This is a genomic window from Actibacterium naphthalenivorans (assembly GCF_014196965.1).
GTDB lineage: Bacteria > Pseudomonadota > Alphaproteobacteria > Rhodobacterales > Rhodobacteraceae > Actibacterium_A > Actibacterium_A naphthalenivorans.
This window is the reverse complement of the sequence record NZ_JACIEQ010000001.1, coordinates 748,719-764,144: the sequence shown is the minus strand read 5'-3', so window position 1 is coordinate 764,144 and position 15,426 is coordinate 748,719. Positions and strand designations below refer to the sequence as shown.

Sequence of the window (15,426 nt, the reverse complement as noted above, 5' to 3'; positions counted from 1 at the left end):
GGTTTGGGGTCTGGCTATTCCCCGCGGGGAAAGCGCTGGTTCTCTTCGACCTGGTTCAGGTCCATGTGGTTGCGCATGTAGCGCTCGGATGCTTTCTGAAGCGGCTGGTAATCCCACGGATAGTAACCGCCCTTGCGCAGGGCCTCGTACACCACCCAGCGGCGGGCCTGGCTTTCGCGCACGGCGGCATCGAAAGCGGCCAGATCCCAGCGCGCCTCGGATTTCGCGCGCAGGCTGTGCAGGGTGCCCTGATGGGCCGGATCATCCGCCAGGTTCGTCAACTCGTGCGGGTCCGCCGCCAGATCGAACAGTTGATCCGGGTCCAGCAGGCAGCGGTTGTATTTCCACCGGCCATAGCGCAGCGACACCAGCGGCGCATAGGAGCCTTCGGCGGCATATTCCATCGCCACCGGGGTGTCGCGGCGCCCGCCCCGGCCCAGCGGCACAAGGCTTTCGCCATCTGTCCAGGGCATCACCTCGTCCATCGGGACGCCGGCCAGATCGCAGAGCGTGGGGGCCACATCGAGGTTGGAGACCGGGGTTTGCACAAGGCCCGGCGCCATCGACGGGGCAGCGATCATCATCGGAACCCGCGCCGCGCCTTCGTAGAAGCACATCTTGAACCACAGCCCGCGTTCGCCCAGCATGTCGCCGTGGTCGGACGCGAACACCACGATCGCCTCCTGCCGCGTCGCCGCCAGCGCGTCCAGTATCTCGCCGATCTTGTCGTCGAGGTAGGAGATATTGGCGAAATAGGCGCGGCGGGAGCGGCGGATGTCCTGCTCGGAAATGTCGAAACTGCGCCAGTCGTTCGCGTCGAAGATGCGCCGGGCGTGGGGGTCGTGATCGGCATAGGCCATGGCGGGCACCTGCGGCAGAAGGTGTTCGCAATCCGCATAGAGATCCCAGTATTTCCGGCGCGCGACATAAGGATCATGCGGGTGGGTGAAGCTGACCGTCAGCGCCCAGGGCCGTGGATCGTGCCCGCGGGCCAGATCATGGATCTTGCGGGTCGCGTGAAAGGCGACCTCGTCGTCATATTCCATCTGATTGGTGATTTCCGCCACCCCGGCGCCGGTGACGGAACCCATGTTGTGATACCACCAGTCGATGCGCTCACCCGGTTTGCGATAGTCCGGGGTCCAGCCGAAATCGGCCGGGTAGACATCGGTGGTCAGCCGTTCCTCGAACCCGTGCAGCTGATCGGGGCCGACGAAATGCATCTTGCCCGACAGGCAGGTCTGATAGCCCGCGCGGCGCAGGTGGTGGGCATAGGTCGGGATGTCAGACGCGAATTCGGCGGCATTGTCATAGACCCGCGTCCGGCTGGGCAGTTGCCCCGACATGAAGCTCGCCCTTCCGGGCGCGCAGAGCGGCGAGGCGGTATAGCAATTGGCGAACCGGGTCGAACGGGCGGCCAGCGCCCTGAGGTTCGGCACGTGAAGAAACTCTGCCGGGCCGTCGGGAAACAGGGTGCCGGCCAGTTGATCGACCATTACGATGAGGATGTTGGGCCGGGTCATGCGCCCCCCTTCAGCCGAAGCGACATGTCGAGATAGTCGATCACATAACCTTCGGTCGCCTGCGGATCGAGCGCTTCGTCGCGCAGCGCCTGACGGATGTAGAGACCGTCGATCATGGCGGCCAGCCCCTGTGCGATGGCGGGGGCCTGCGCACCGGCCAGCGGGCGCAGGTGAAACACCAGATTCGATCTCAGCCGCCGCTGATAGACCCGGAGCAAGCGCCCGGCATCGCCTGATGTTTGGGCAAGGACGTAAAAATTTAGCCATGCGCTCACGACCTCAGCCCGGAAATTGATCGGCGAGAAGCTTGCCCTGATGATCGCCTCGACGCTGGCGCGGGGCGTGTCGGCCATCGACATCGCGCCGCGCACCTCTGCCGCGTAGAGCGTGAGGATATGGCGCATGGCGGCAAGGAAGATGTTGTCTTTGCTGCCGAAATAGTGATGCGCAAGGGCGCTGGACATGCCCGCGCGCCGCGCGATCTGGCTGACGGTCACATCAAGCGATCCGGTGCGGCCGATCTCGGCGATCGTCGCCTCGACCAAGGCGCTCTTGCGTATGGGTTCCATCCCGATCCTGGGCATAAAGTCCTCGTTTCCTGTTGCCGTCTGGCGTAGTGTAGACTTAATTAACCCGTCAATCAAAATAACAGGGAGCCAGAAATGACGTACAAATCAACCGTATCTGCTGCGGCACTTTTGTTTGTCGCGGGTCAGGCGATGGCGGATTGCGGCACCGTCGTCTTTTCCGACGTCGGCTGGACCGACATAACCACGACCACATCGGCCACCAAACAGGTGCTCGAGGCGCTGGGCTATGATGTCGATGTCAAGGTTCTGTCGGTGCCGGTGACCTTTGCCTCGCTGGAAAGCGACGATGTGGATGTTTTCCTCGGCAACTGGATGCCCGCGCAGGCCGGCGCGATCGGCCCCTATATCGACAGCGGAGAGATCGAGGCCGTGGCGGTGAACCTCGAGGGCACCAAATACACCCTTGCCGTGCCGGCCTATACCTATGAGGCGGGCCTGAAGGACTATGCCGATATCGCCAAGTTCGGCGACTCGCTGGATGAAAAGATCTATGGCATCGAGCCGGGCAACGAGGGCAACGCCTATCTTGTCAGCCTGATCGAAGAGAACAAGTTCGGCCTCGAGGGGTTCGAGGTTGTCGAAAGCTCCGAACAGGGGATGCTGGCCCAGGTCGGCCGCGCCGTTGCCAAGAACGAGGATGTCGTGTTCCTGGGTTGGGAGCCGCACCCGATGAACGCGAGCTTTCCGCTGAAATACCTGACCGGCGGCGAAGAGTTCTTTGGCGGGGCGGGCGTTGTGCACACGGTCACGCGCAAGGGATATGTCGCCGAATGCCCGAATGTCGGCAAGCTTCTGACCAATCTGGAATTCAGCCTGCCGATGGAAAACGAGATCATGGGCGCGATCCTGAACGACGGCGAAGAGGCGGATGACGCGACCATGGCCTGGATGAAGGCCAATCCCGCCGTTCTCGACGGCTGGCTCGACGGGGTGACGACGCTGGATGGTGGCGAGGGCCTGACGGCCGTGAAAGCCGCGTTCGGCCTCTAACCCGGCGCACCCGCCGCTTGTCCGGCGGATGCCCCTACCTGCGCGCTACTCACCGGAGACGGAATGGACTGGCTGACAGAGGCGAAGATACCGGTCGGCAAGACCGCCAAGACCGTGTTCGACTGGTTGCAGAGCCACGGCGCGGTGTTTTTCGACGGGCTTGCCGCAGTCATGGAAGCGCTGATCGATGGCATTCTGTGGCTCATGCAAACCCCGCATCCGCTGATCGTGATCGGCTTTTTCGTGGGGCTGACATGGTTTCTTCAGCGCAGCTGGAAAACCGTGGCTCTGGTCACGCTGGGGTTCTTGTTCATCCTCAATCAGGATTATTGGGAAGAAACCACCGAAAGCCTGACGCTGGTCCTGTCGGCCTGTGTTGTCTGCATGGCCGTCGGCACCCCGATCGGGATCGCGACGGCGCATCGGCCAAGGCTGTTTCAGGCCATGCGCCCGATCCTTGATCTGATGCAGACCCTGCCGACCTTCGTGTATCTGATCCCCGCCATCGTGTTCTTCGGCATCGGCATGGTGCCCGGCCTGATCGCGACGGTGATCTTCGTTCTGCCCGCGCCGATCCGCCTGACCCATCTGGGCATCAGCTCCACCCCCACGCCGCTGCTCGAGGCGGCGCGGGCCTTTGGCGCCACTCCGCGCCAGACCCTGTGGAAGGTGGAGCTGCCCTTTGCCCTGCCGCAGATCATGGCGGGGCTGAACCAGACGATCATGCTTTCGCTTTCGATGGTGGTTGTCGCGGCCCTTGTCGGGGCTGACGGGCTGGGCGTGCCGGTGGTGCGCGCGCTCAATCAGGTGAACACGGCGCTGGGGTTCGAAAGCGGCTTCATCATCGTTGTGGTGGCGATCATTCTGGACCGCATGCTGAGGATGGAGCGCAAGTGACCAGGGCCGTGGAATTCGACAATGTGTCCATCGTGTTCGGCGAGCAGCCGGCAAAGGCCCTGCCGTTGATGGATGCCGGCCAGAGCCGCGCCGAGGTTCAGGAGGCGACGGCACAGGTGCTTGGCGTTCACAACTGCTCGCTCAGCGTGGGCGAGGGCGAGATTCTGGTGCTGATGGGGCTGTCGGGATCGGGCAAATCCACGCTGCTGCGCGCGGTCAACGGGCTGAACCCGGTGGTGCGGGGCGAGGTGCGTGTCAATGACGGCGACCGGATGGTCAGCGTCACCCATGCCGCCCCGGCCGAGCTGCGCCGGATGCGGCAGACCCGCATCGCGATGGTGTTTCAGCAATTCGGCCTTCTGCCTTGGCGCACGGTGCGCGAAAACGCCGGCCTGGGGCTGGAGCTTGCCGGGCTGGGCCGCCGCGACGTTGCCAGACAGGTTGACCGGCAACTGGCGCTGGTCGGGCTGTCGGACTGGGCGGATCGCCGCGTCGGCGATCTGTCGGGAGGGATGCAGCAGCGGGTGGGCCTTGCCCGCGCCTTTGCCACCGATGCGCCGATCCTGCTGATGGACGAGCCTTTCTCGGCGCTCGATCCGCTGATCCGCACCCGGCTTCAGGACGAACTGATCGACCTTCAGAAAGAGCTGAAGCGCACGATCATTTTCGTCAGCCACGATCTGGACGAAGCGTTCAAGCTGGGCGACCGGATCGCGATCATGGAAGGCGGGCGCATTGTTCAATGCGGCACCCCGCGCGAGATCTTCTCGGCCCCCGCCGACGAATATGTGGCCGAATTCGTCGCCCATATGAACCCGCTGGGCGTGCTTTGCGCGCGCGACGTGCTGCAGCCGTTGACGGGCGCGCGGCCGGTCACCGTGCGGGCCGACGACAGGATTCAGAAGGTGGTACGGCTGCTGGACGAGACGGGCGCGCCCGTCGGTGTGACCGAGCATGGCAAACTGATCGGTGAGGCCACGAAAGACACCATCCTGGCGGGTCTGTTCAAGTAGGGCCGGGCCGGCGTCTGAGTCAGGTTTCCACGAGCCGCTGCCGGGGTTGTTCGACCCGGCGCCATGCCAACGCTGCGCGGATCAGCGATGCCGCGACCACGCCAGCCCGCGCAGCCCGACAATGATGGCATGGGGCAGGTGGATCTAAAAGGACATGTCGCCCAGCCATGTCAGGTTGTCCGGCCGGGCAGTGGGGGCTGACCCTTCGGTCCGGGGGGCGGCGCGGAGGCGGGCGGAAAGCCGAGGTTATAGCCGAAGAAGCGCAGCAGCAGGATGCCGATATAGCCGCAGCCGATCGCGAGCATCACGTAAAATATACCGGCGAGAAAGAACCCGGACCATGCCGAATAGAGGGCCAGCCCCGCCCCGAGCGCACCAAGGCCCAGCGTGCCGATCACATAGCCCGGCAGCCGCCGGGATTTGATCAGGGCATGATGCCCGGGCGAATTCGCGGTCGTGCCGCTTTTGGGGGTCACCTCCCACACCGGCTTTTGCCAGAACCCTTCGAATGTCGCCTGGGTGAGAGGCCATAGCGTGCCCATGCTGAACAGCAGGTAGTTGAGCGGAAGGAATTTCAGAAGCGGATGCAGGGCGATCGGGGCGCGGGCGTTCGGATCTTCGATCAGCGTCTTTTGCTCGAAATGGCGCGTGACGAGCGAGATCACGAGGCCGGACGTGTAAAGAAGGGTCGCGGGCAGCGACAGGCCGTATTTCGCGGCGATCGAAAAATAGGGCAGAACGCTGAGGATCATGATCAGCGCGCCGATCGGCCCCCAGGTCAGGTGAATCCGCAGCAGCAGGTCAAGCTTGTTGCGCCAGGGGATATCGCCCCGCAGGATAAGCCCGGAGTAATGAGCCGTGACCCTGCTCCAGCCCCGCCGCCAGCGCATCTGCTGCCGCAAGAAGCCGTTGATGGTTTCGGGCAGTTCCGACAGCAGCCGAAAGTTGTCCAGATAGACCACCCGCCAGCCGGCAAGCGTGGCGCGGACCGTGATCTCCACATCCTCGACCTCGCTCATGCAATCCCAGCCACCGGCCTCGGCCAGTGCGGAGGCGCGCCAGACGCCTGCGGTGCCGTGAAAGATCACCGGACGGCCCGAACGGGCGCGCGCGGTCTGTTCGAACATCTGGTGGGCATCCAGCTTGTTCGCCTGCAGCCGAGTGAACAGCGATTTGCCTTCGTTCACATAGTCCCACCGGGCCTGTACCGCACCGACGCCCGGATCGGTGAAGAAGTGGATCGTCTTGCGCAGGAAATCCGGCGGGATGATGAAATCGGCATCGAATATCGCCATGTATTCGCCGGTGGCGCGCTCGGTGCCGTAAAGCAGCGCCCCGGCCTTGAACCCGTGCCGGTTGCCGCGCCGGAGATACTGGAAGGTGATATCGGGATATTCCTTGCGCAGCTTCTCGACAGCGGCCTTGCCGATTTCCGAAGTGGTTTCGTCATCGGAATCGTCCAGATACTGGATCTCGAGCTTGTCTCCGGGATAATCCAGCGCTGCAGCAAGGCGCAGGCATTGTTCGGCCAGCGTGCCTTCGTTGTAGACCGGAAGCTGCACCGTCACCTTTGGCAGATCGGCATCCGAAAACAGGGCGGCGGGCTCGGGGTCGGGCCCGCGCTTGGCGCGGTAGGTCAGGACCAGCGCGATATTGTACAGCGCCATCGTCAGCAGGAAGACAATGGCGACCGTCACGACAATCATGAAAAAAACTTCGAGAAAAACCACCACTATACCCCCTGGCCGCAGAAGATCGAAAGAACGGCCGAATCCATACTTTCAACTAACCCTTTCAACATAAACAGAATTGATCCCGTTTTGCCAAAAAAATGCGGTAGCTGTGCGGGGCGGAAACGGCTGCCGCACTCTTCATAGGATGGCGGTATATAAACCCCGCAACCGCAGATTGTTTTGTGCGCGGGGTTTTGCTGCACTGCCGCAAAACGGCCCAATATATTCCCAAGTTTTTCGGAAATTCAGGTCCACAACCCTTACGCAGGGTCACACAGTGCGCGCGGCTATTTCCGTTACCGCTGTTGACCTTCGTTCCGGTGCACACATGCGCATTATTCCGGAAGTCATTTTATATGCGAGGACGACGGTGGAAAATTACCGGATTTCATTCTTGTTTATCTATCTTCGGATTGCCTTTGTTGTTTTTCTGTCGGGGGCGATGACGATGGCGGCGGTGCCGCTTCTGGTGCCCTCTTTCAATCAGTTCGCGGCCGGCCAGCCCTGGGTGCTTGCGACGATCCTCGCCGCGCTTGTCGCGATCCTTTCCAGCCCGGCCCTGTATTACTGGACGGTGCGGCCGCTGAGCCTGCTGCGCGATCAGGCGATCGTGGAGGCGCGCAAGACTGTGGGCTACCTCAATGAAACCCAGAGCATCGGCAAGATCGGCTGTTGGGAAATGTCCATCGCGGAGGGTACGATCCATTGGTCGGATGAAATCTACCGGATCTTCGAGGTCGACCCGGACGGTTTCGACGGATCCTACGAAAGCTTTCTGGAACTGGTGCATCCCGACGATCGCGCCGCCAACGACAGGGACTACAAGGCGTCGCTTTCCGACGGCACGCCTTATGATGCGATTTACCGGATCGTGGTGCCCAGCGGGCGCGTCAAGTGGATACATGAGCGCTGCAACACCGCGTTCAATGACGAGGGGCAGCCGGTTTCATCCTTCGGCATCGCGCAGGACATCACCCAGATCAAGCTGGCGGAAAAGGCGAAATCCGATTTCGTGGCCACGGTCAGCCACGAGCTTCGCACGCCCCTGACATCCATCAAGAGCGCGCTGAGCATGATCCGCTCGGGCGTGACGGGTGATCTGCCCGAAAAGGCGCATGCGCTGTGCGAGATTGCCTACAAGAACAGTGATCGCCTGAGCCGGCTGGTGAACGACATTCTGGATTTCGAGAAGATCGGGGCCGGAAAGATGCGGTTCCATATGGTCGAGCTTGATCTTGTCGAGCTTATCGAAAACGCGATCGAGGCGAACAAGGCCTACGGCGATCAATACGGTATCCGGTTCGAGGCCATCGAGATCGACGAACCGGTGCGGGTGACGGGCGACCCGGACCGGCTGATGCAGGTCATGGCCAACCTGATGTCGAACGCCGCGAAATATTCGCACAGGGGCGATAAGGTCGAGGTTTCGCTGGGCAAGGGCACCTCGGGGGCCCGCATCGCCGTGCGGGATTTCGGCCATGGCATTCCCGAATCCGCCCAGGCCACCATCTTCGAACAGTTCACCCAGGCGGAGTCCGCATGGCAGCACCAGGTGGGCGGAACGGGGCTTGGCCTGAGCATCGCGAAGTCGATTGTCGAAGGCCATGGCGGCACCATCGGGTTTGCCAGCGAGGTCGGCAAAGGCACGATGTTCTTCTTCGACCTTCCGGCCTGACTCCGCTTTGGATCATCGGCCCGCGGGGCCTCATACGGTGAGGCGCAGCACGACCTCGGCCTCCTGCGCCTCCATGAGAGCCTGGGCGGTTTGCATATGCGCGACCATCGTCGTCCGGGCGGCATCGCTGTCGCCCGCGCGCAGGGCCCGCAACAGATCGCCCTGATAGGTCTTGCCCTCGGCCCAGAGCGCGTGGTTGGGCGGGTCATAGAGCTTGCGGTAGACGGTGAGATCGCTGAGCGTTCTGGTGACGAAGGCGATGATGAACGACAGCAGCGGGTTGTCCGACATCTCCGCCAGCGTGGCATGAAAGCTGAGCGACGCGATATGCTGTTCGCGTTCCTCTTCGGCGGTGCGGGCGGGGGCGTTGTAGCCGGCCATGATGTCTTCGAGCTGCTGAAGCTGGCTGTCGCTCAGCTTGCCGGCCAGGCTGGCGGCGACCTCGGGTTCCAGCGCGCGGCGGACCTGATAGATGTCGGCCAGCGACAGATCGCGGAAATAGAAATAGCTCGACAACAGCGCCCGCGCCCTGTCCGACGACATTTCATGCACAAACGTGCCGCCGCCCGGCCCCGAGCGTGTACGCACCAGCCCCTGAGCCTCGAGAATGCGGGTGGCTTCACGGATGGTGCCCTTGGACATGCCGAACCGTTCGATCAACTCGGCCTCGCCCGGCAGGCGGTCGCCGGATTTCAGCCCTTGCTCCATGACCCAGGCCTTGATCGCCTCGGCCACCATCGTGGGGCGGCTCTGGCGGGGCGCGGGCTCATCGGGTGATCGGGTGGTGGCAGGCGGCAAGCTGGGTCTCTCCCATCGGGGTCAGGGGTGGTTCGGTCGTTCTGCAAAGATCCGTCGCGTATGGACAACGCGCCGCGAAAGAGCAACCCGGCGGCGGGTTCAGCGGGTCGGGCAGCTCGGTCTCGCGGCCCTCGGGCGGGCGCAGCGGGCGGCCCACCACCGGTGCGCTGTCGGCCAGCAGCCGGGTGTAGGGATGGCGTGGCTGGCGGAAGATATCCCCGGCCCTGCCGATCTCGACCACCGCGCCGAAGTAAAGCACCGCGACACGGTCGCTCACCGCCTCTACCACCGCCAGATCGTGGCTGATGAACAGATAGGTCAGCCCGAGTTCGGCCTTCAGATCGGCCAGCAGGTTCAGAACCTGCGCCTGCACCGAAACATCCAGCGCCGAGACCGGTTCATCAAGGATCAGAATGCGCGCATTGGCAGCCAGCGCACGGGCGATGCCGATCCGCTGGGCCTGTCCGCCGGAAAACTCATGCGGATAGCGTGTCAGGAAATCTTCGCGCAGGTTCACGGCCGCAAGGATCTCGCGGAGGCGCGTATCGCGTTCGGCGCGGCCCATGCCGTGCAACAGCTTCAGCGGCGCCTCGATGATCTGGCGGATGGTCTTGCGCGGGTTCAGGCTGCTGATCGGATCCTGGAACACATATTGGATGCGCCTGCCGAAGGCGGCGGGATCGGTGGTATCCTGCGCTTCGCCCTCGATCTCGATCGAGCCGGTGCTGGCCGGCAAAAGCCCCACCAGCATCCGCGCCAGCGTGGACTTGCCGCACCCGCTTTCGCCGACAATGCCCAGCGTCTCGCCGGTTTCCACGCGCAGCGACACGGGCCGGACGGCGCGGACAATGGCCTTCGGTTTGCCGAACAGCGGTTTGCCCACCGGAAAGCTTTTCGACAGTTCGGTCAGTTTCAGCGCGTCGGTCATGGCTCCTCCACCTCGGGATAAAGGCAGCGGACGCGGCGCGCGCCGCTGCCCTCCAGGCCGATCTCTCCCGCTTCGCAAGCGGGCTGTTTCCGGCCGCAGCGTGGCGCGAAGGCACAGCCGGGCGGCAACTGGTCAACCGCCGGCGGCAGGCCGGGGATGGCGGCCAGCCGGCGCCGCCCCGCGCCCAGTTCGGGCACACAGTCGATCAGCCGCCGGGTATAGGGATGGGCCGGGCTTTCAAGCAGGACGCCGGTGGGCCCTTCCTCGACGATCCGCCCGGCATACATCACTGCCACCCGATCGCAAAGCTGCGCCACCACACCGAAATCATGGGTGATGAAAATGATCGCCAGCCCGCGCGCACGGCGCAGTTCATCCAGCAGGCTCAGGATCTGCGCCTGCACCGTCACGTCCAGCGCGGTGGTAGGCTCGTCGGCGATGATCACATCGGGATCATTGGCGAGAGCCATGGCGATGCCTACGCGCTGCCGCATCCCGCCAGACATCTCGTGCGGATAGGCTTTTGCCCGGCTCTCGGGGTTGGGAATGCGCACCGAATGCAGCAGCGCCACCGCCCGCGCCCAGGCCTCGGCCCTGCCGAGCGGGTGATGCACGCGGATCGCCTCGGCCAGCTGGTCCCCGACACGGTAGAGCGGATGCAATGTCGCCAGCGGATCCTGAAAGATATAGGCGATGCGGTCGCCGCGCAGGCTGCGCAGCGTCTCGTAGGGCGCGCCGATCAGATCGTCGCCGCGATAGCGCGCCGCGCCGCCGGTGATCACCCCCGGGGGCGAGGCGACCAGCCCCATCACGCTCAGCGCCGTCACCGACTTTCCCGATCCGCTTTCGCCGATGATGCCCAGGCATTCGCCCGGATGCACCGACAGGCTGACCTTGTTGACCGCCCTGTAAACCCGCCCGCCCACGTGAAACTGCGTCTCCAGCGCCTGCAACGTCAGGATGCCATCGCCCTGCGGCTCCGGCACGGTATCGCGCGCCACACGTGTCGCCGCCATCGGCCGGCTCAGCGCGCCAGAGCGCAGCCGGGGGTCCAGCGCATCGCGCACCCCGTCGCCCAGCAGGTTGATGCTCATGACGATGATCAGAATCATCACCCCCGGCACCACCGAGGTATGCGGCGCGGTGATCAGTGCTGCCCGCGCCTCGCCCAGCATCGATCCCAGATCGGCCTGCGGCGGCTGGCTGCCCAGCCCCAGAAACGAGAGACCGGCGGTTTCCAGGATCATCCAGCCGATGGTGGTCGACATGGCGATCACGATCACGGGCACCACATTGGGCAGGATTTCCGACCAGATGATGCGCCAATGCCCCATCCCCGCAAGCCGCGCCGCATCCACGAATTCCCGGTTGGCGATGCCCACGGTTATCCCGCGGATGTTGCGCGCGAAGAACGGCACGTTCACCGCCGCCACCGCGATCAGCGCATTCAACAGCCCCGGACCCAGCGCCGCGACAATCGCCAGCGCCAGCAGAATATAGGGAAACGCCATCAGCATATCGACGCCGCGCATGATCAGGTTATCCGTGCGCCCGCCGAAATACCCGGCCACGATGCCCAGCGCGGCACCGATCACGGCGGCAATCACCGCCGCCGCAAAGCCGACCGCCAATGACAGCCGCGTGCCCCACAGCAGCCGCGACAGCAGATCCCGCCCCAGGTGATCCGTGCCCAGCAGATGCCCCTCCGACAAGGGGCGCAGATAGCGCGCGGCTGTGTCCGTTACATTCGGCGCCCGCACCGGCAACACCGGCACCAGCAGCGCCAGAACCGCGACCGCCGCCAGAACCACCGCCCCGACCAGCGCCAGGCGGTTGCGGGCCAGCAGACCGGCAAACAGCCTCATGTCTTGATCCTCGGGTCCAGCAGGCTCTGCGCCACATCGACCACGATGTTGAACAACACATAGCACGCCGCCACGAACACCACGCCGCCCTGCACCAGCAGGATGTCGCGTTTCAGAATCGCATCAACCAGCATCCGGCCGACGCCGGGCCACTGGAACACCATCTCGATATACACCGCGCCCGACAGCACGAACCCCGCCTGGATGCCCAGCACCGGGATGATCCCCACCATCGCCGCGCGCAGCGCATGGCCCTGGATCACGCGGCGTTCGGGCACGCCCTTGGCGCGGGCGGTGCGGATGAAATCCTGCCGCAGCACCTCCAGCATGGCGCCGCGCGACAGCCGGGCGATCACGCCGGTGGCCACCACCGCCAGTGCCGAGGCCGGCATCACCAGATGGCGCAGCAAGTCCTGCAAATCGCCACCGCCATAGATCGCATACATCCCCGATACCGGCAGCCAGCGCAGCTTCACCGCGAACAGCAGGATCATCATCATGCCCAGAAAGAACGACGGGATCGAAATCCCCAGCAGCACCACGAATGTAATCGCCCTGTCGGCCGGCCCGTATTGCCGCGCCGCCGATACCACCCCGGCCAGAACACCCAGGCCCGAGCACAGCACAAAGGCAACGCCGGCCAGGATCAGCGTGGCGCCGAACCGCTCCAGTACCTCATCCAGCACCGGCCGGTTCAGCGCATAGCTCTGCCCGAAATCGCCGGTCAGCATATTGCCCAGCCAGATGAAATAGCGCTGCACCGCAGGCTTGTCGAGGCCCAGCTCCCGGTTCAGCTTCTCCACATTCTCGGGCGTCGCGTAAGACCCCAGAATGGCGGTCGCCGGATCGCCGGGTATCATCTCCATGATGGCAAACACGATCACCGTGATCCCCAGCAACACCGGGATCGCGGATATCAGCCGCCGGAGTATATAGGCGCCCATCGCCGGCCCCTTTCATCTTTCCGAAAATATCCCCGCCGGAGGCATGAAAATGCCGCGCAGCGGCGGATCGGGCCGGGCAAGCCCGGCCCGAAACCCGATCAGTTCTTGACCACATCCTTCAGCAGCAAAAAGAATGACGGTTCCAGCGCGAAATGTTCCACCTTGTCGCTCGTCACCGCATTCTGCTTCCAGTTGGCGACAAAAACCCAGGGCGCATCCTCCTGCACGATCACCTGCATCTTCTTGTAAAGCGCGGCCCGCTCTGCCTGATCGGTGGCCACCCGGGCCTCCTCCAGCAGCGTGTCCACCTCCGGGTTCGAATAATAGCCGGAGTTGAAGCCGCCCTTGTCAGGCCAGGCCTCGGTGCGCAGCGCAAGAAAGGGCAGGGTGTCCGGATCGTTGGTCATCCAGGCCATCTCGGCCATATCGGCCTTGCCCTCCAGGCCGGGGTTCACGTTGCCCAGGAAAGTGTTCCATTCATAGGTCTCGATCTTCACGTCGAATCCGACGGCCTCCAGATCGGCCTGAATGGCGGTGCCCATCGCCACCGGGTCCAGCATCCCCGAGCCGCCCTCGGTCACGTAGAAGGTCAGCGAAAGATCCTCCTCGCCCGCCTCGGCCAGCAGCGCCCTGGCCTTTTCCGGATCATAGGGATAGGGTTCCAGCGCGTCGTTATACGCCCAGGCAAAGGCCGGCGGTGTGGGGCCTGCGGCCACCTCGGCGGTGCCTTCCAGAACATCGTTCACAAGTGCCCCCTTGTTTACCGCGTAATTCGCCGCCTGGCGCACCAGCTTGTTGGCGAAGGGGCCTTCCTTGGCGTTCAGGATCAGGAACCAGACATGCGGCCCGGCCTGTTCGACCACGCTGAACGCATCGCCCTGAAACTGCGACAGGGCCACCGGCGGCACCTCGACCATCAGATCGATCCCGCCCGCCAGCATCTCCGCGGTGCGGGTGTTGGCATCGGTGATCGGGCGAAAGACGACCGCCTCGAGAGACGGCGCGCCATCCCAGTAATCGGGATTGCGCTCCACCACCACCGCTTCGTTGCTGCGCCATTCGGCGAATTTGAACGGCCCGGTGCCCGAAGGGTTGCGCCCGAAATCGGCGCCAAACTTCTCCACCGCCGCCTGGCTGACGATCAGGCCCGTAGGATAGGCCAGGTTCGACAGGAAAGGCGCGTAGGGCGCGCTGAGGGTGAACTTCACGGTCAGCGGGTCCACCACCTCGGTCGCGTCGATCGACGAAAAGAAGAAGGACAGCGGGAACGGCCCGGTATCGTGATAGGGGTGATCGTCCTGCAGCATCCGGTCGAAGTTGAACTTGACCACATCGGCGGTCAGCGCACTGCCGTCATGGAAGGTGACGCCCTCGCGCAGTTTGAAGGTGTATTCGGTGCCATCCTCGCTGATGGTCCAGCTTGTCGCCAGCGCCGGTTCCACCTCCAGCGTGCCGGATTTATAACGCACCAGCCCGTCATAGACGTTCATCAGGATGCGGAAATCGTTGACGGCCGTCACCGCCGCCGGATCCAGCGCCTTGGGCTCTGCGATCTGCCCGACGATCAGAACGCCCGGCGGCGTCTGCGCCTGCAGCGCGGGGGCAAGGCCCGACAGCGCCGCCGCGCCAAGCACCGCGATAAACCCGCGCCGCGTCCAGTCAAAGAGTTGCATTTCGGTTCCCTCTCTGTTGTGTGTTGATCTGTTATTTATCATGATAAATCGACGTCCCCGGATTTATCATGATAAATTTGGCCAAAACGAAGAAGACCACGGTGAATGACCTTTTCAATCCTCGCGTTCGATGAAGAAACAGGCATCTGTGGCGGCGCTGCCGCCACGGGCAGCCTTTGTGTGGGCGGCTGGGTGCTGCGCGGTGATTCCCGCAGCGGCATGTCTGCCTCGCAGGGCACCTCGCCGTCGACCCTGTGGGGCGAGGATGTTCTGGAGCATATGAGGAACGGCAAAAGCGCCCGCGCGGCGGTGGATGCGGTCGTCGGCCCCGACGGCGGGCGCGCGCACCGCCAGCTTGCCGCGCTGGATCTGGCCGGAACCACAGCGGTGTTCACCGGCTGTGACAGTATCGCCGAGGCCGGCCAGCGGCAGGGGCCCAAGGTGGTCGTGTCGGGGAACATGCTCAAAACCCCTGCGGTGCTCGACGCGATGCTGGATGGGTATCTGTCCGCCACCGGCGCCTTTGCAACACGTCTGCTGCGGGCGCTGGAGGCCGGTCATGCCGCCGGCAGTGACAGCCGCGGCCTGCTGTCGGCCGCGCTGCTTGTCGTTGGCCGTGACATGGCGCCGCTATCGCTCAGGATCGATTGGTCCGAGACGCCCGTTCCCGCGCTCTGGCAGCTTTACCACAAAAGCCAGGCCTCGCCCTATGCCGACTGGCTGCAGGCGGTGCCCACCCGGAATGATCCGCATCGCTCTGAAATGTAAAGCGGCACCTCGGGTGCGGTGGCCCAAGG

General features: G+C 64.0%; 13 protein-coding genes. 5 read left to right on the top strand and 8 right to left on the bottom strand.

The window, feature by feature from the left end:
* Window positions 1-14: 14 nt before the first annotated feature.
* Together betC and betI are read right to left on the bottom strand one after the other, a co-directional pair.
* Window positions 15-1,523, bottom strand: coding sequence for a choline-sulfatase (gene betC / locus GGR17_RS03695; RefSeq protein WP_054538042.1), 1,509 nt, complete (start codon window positions 1,521-1,523; stop codon window positions 15-17).
* Entirely contained in the window at window positions 1,520-2,107 is a 588-nt protein-coding gene (gene betI, locus GGR17_RS03690; protein WP_052071423.1) for a transcriptional regulator BetI, read from the bottom strand. The genes betC and betI overlap by 4 nt, the downstream gene beginning before the upstream one ends.
* 78 nt (window positions 2,108-2,185) lie before the next feature.
* Between betI and choX the strand changes: the two genes are divergently transcribed.
* The 3 genes from choX to choV all read left to right on the top strand — a co-directional run bounded on the left by choX (window position 2,186) and on the right by choV (window position 5,013).
* Complete coding sequence (gene choX, locus GGR17_RS03685; protein WP_054538043.1) at window positions 2,186-3,103, top strand: choline ABC transporter substrate-binding protein; 918 nt, start codon at window positions 2,186-2,188, stop codon at window positions 3,101-3,103.
* 63 nt (window positions 3,104-3,166) lie between these two features.
* Window positions 3,167-4,000 carry a choline ABC transporter permease subunit gene (gene choW, locus GGR17_RS03680; RefSeq protein WP_054538044.1) on the top strand — a complete coding sequence of 278 codons (834 nt, stop codon included), beginning with the start codon at window positions 3,167-3,169 and terminating at the stop codon, window positions 3,998-4,000.
* Complete coding sequence (choV, locus tag GGR17_RS03675; RefSeq protein ID WP_054538045.1) at window positions 3,997-5,013, top strand: choline ABC transporter ATP-binding protein; 1,017 nt, start codon at window positions 3,997-3,999, stop codon at window positions 5,011-5,013. The genes choW and choV overlap by 4 nt, the downstream gene beginning before the upstream one ends.
* A 170-nt stretch (window positions 5,014-5,183) precedes the next feature.
* Here choV and GGR17_RS03670 read toward each other — a convergent pair whose 3' ends face one another.
* A complete protein-coding gene (locus GGR17_RS03670) occupies window positions 5,184-6,719 on the bottom strand; it encodes a glycosyltransferase (RefSeq protein ID WP_157445506.1) in 1,536 nt (511 codons plus the stop codon).
* Between the two features lie 421 nt (window positions 6,720-7,140).
* On the opposite strand from GGR17_RS03670, the gene GGR17_RS03665 reads away from it, so the two are divergent.
* A complete protein-coding gene (locus GGR17_RS03665; protein ID WP_054538047.1) occupies window positions 7,141-8,421 on the top strand; it encodes a sensor histidine kinase in 1,281 nt (426 codons plus the stop codon).
* 30 nt (window positions 8,422-8,451) lie between these two features.
* Here GGR17_RS03665 and GGR17_RS03660 read toward each other — a convergent pair whose 3' ends face one another.
* From GGR17_RS03660 to GGR17_RS03640, 5 genes are all read right to left on the bottom strand, one after another.
* Entirely contained in the window at window positions 8,452-9,159 is a 708-nt protein-coding gene (locus GGR17_RS03660; RefSeq protein WP_054538048.1) for a FadR/GntR family transcriptional regulator, read from the bottom strand.
* 28 nt (window positions 9,160-9,187) lie between these two features.
* On the bottom strand, window positions 9,188-10,147 hold the full coding sequence (locus GGR17_RS03655; RefSeq protein ID WP_054538049.1) for an ABC transporter ATP-binding protein: 960 nt from the start codon (window positions 10,145-10,147) through the stop codon (window positions 9,188-9,190).
* Window positions 10,144-12,012 (bottom strand): dipeptide/oligopeptide/nickel ABC transporter permease/ATP-binding protein, encoded by a 1,869-nt coding sequence (locus GGR17_RS03650; protein ID WP_054538050.1) that lies wholly within the window; start codon window positions 12,010-12,012, stop codon window positions 10,144-10,146. Before GGR17_RS03650 ends, GGR17_RS03655 begins: the two co-directional genes overlap by 4 nt.
* Window positions 12,009-12,956, bottom strand: coding sequence for an ABC transporter permease (locus GGR17_RS03645; protein WP_054538051.1), 948 nt, complete (start codon window positions 12,954-12,956; stop codon window positions 12,009-12,011). Before GGR17_RS03645 ends, GGR17_RS03650 begins: the two co-directional genes overlap by 4 nt.
* Before the next feature lie 98 nt (window positions 12,957-13,054).
* Window positions 13,055-14,629 carry an ABC transporter substrate-binding protein gene (locus GGR17_RS03640; RefSeq protein WP_054538052.1) on the bottom strand — a complete coding sequence of 525 codons (1,575 nt, stop codon included), beginning with the start codon at window positions 14,627-14,629 and terminating at the stop codon, window positions 13,055-13,057.
* Between the two features lie 105 nt (window positions 14,630-14,734).
* Between GGR17_RS03640 and GGR17_RS03635 the strand changes: the two genes are divergently transcribed.
* Window positions 14,735-15,397 (top strand): DUF1028 domain-containing protein, encoded by a 663-nt coding sequence (locus GGR17_RS03635; RefSeq protein ID WP_054538053.1) that lies wholly within the window; start codon window positions 14,735-14,737, stop codon window positions 15,395-15,397.
* The last annotated feature ends 29 nt before the right edge of the window (window positions 15,398-15,426 follow it).

Coding starts and splice junctions, on each gene's coding strand:
- GGR17_RS03650 (WP_054538050.1), bottom strand. CDS start 12,012: ATGAGGCTGTTTGCCGGTCTGCTGGCCCGCAACCGCCTGGCGCTGGTC.
- GGR17_RS03660 (WP_054538048.1), bottom strand. CDS start 9,159: ATGGTGGCCGAGGCGATCAAGGCCTGGGTCATGGAGCAAGGGCTGAAA.
- GGR17_RS03635 (WP_054538053.1), top strand. CDS start 14,735: ATGACCTTTTCAATCCTCGCGTTCGATGAAGAAACAGGCATCTGTGGC.
- GGR17_RS03655 (WP_054538049.1), bottom strand. CDS start 10,147: ATGACCGACGCGCTGAAACTGACCGAACTGTCGAAAAGCTTTCCGGTG.
- GGR17_RS03670 (WP_157445506.1), bottom strand. CDS start 6,719: ATGATTGTCGTGACGGTCGCCATTGTCTTCCTGCTGACGATGGCGCTG.
- betC (WP_054538042.1), bottom strand. CDS start 1,523: ATGACCCGGCCCAACATCCTCATCGTAATGGTCGATCAACTGGCCGGC.
- betI (WP_052071423.1), bottom strand. CDS start 2,107: ATGCCCAGGATCGGGATGGAACCCATACGCAAGAGCGCCTTGGTCGAG.
- choW (WP_054538044.1), top strand. CDS start 3,167: ATGGACTGGCTGACAGAGGCGAAGATACCGGTCGGCAAGACCGCCAAG.
- GGR17_RS03645 (WP_054538051.1), bottom strand. CDS start 12,956: ATGGGCGCCTATATACTCCGGCGGCTGATATCCGCGATCCCGGTGTTG.
- choX (WP_054538043.1), top strand. CDS start 2,186: ATGACGTACAAATCAACCGTATCTGCTGCGGCACTTTTGTTTGTCGCG.
- GGR17_RS03640 (WP_054538052.1), bottom strand. CDS start 14,629: ATGCAACTCTTTGACTGGACGCGGCGCGGGTTTATCGCGGTGCTTGGC.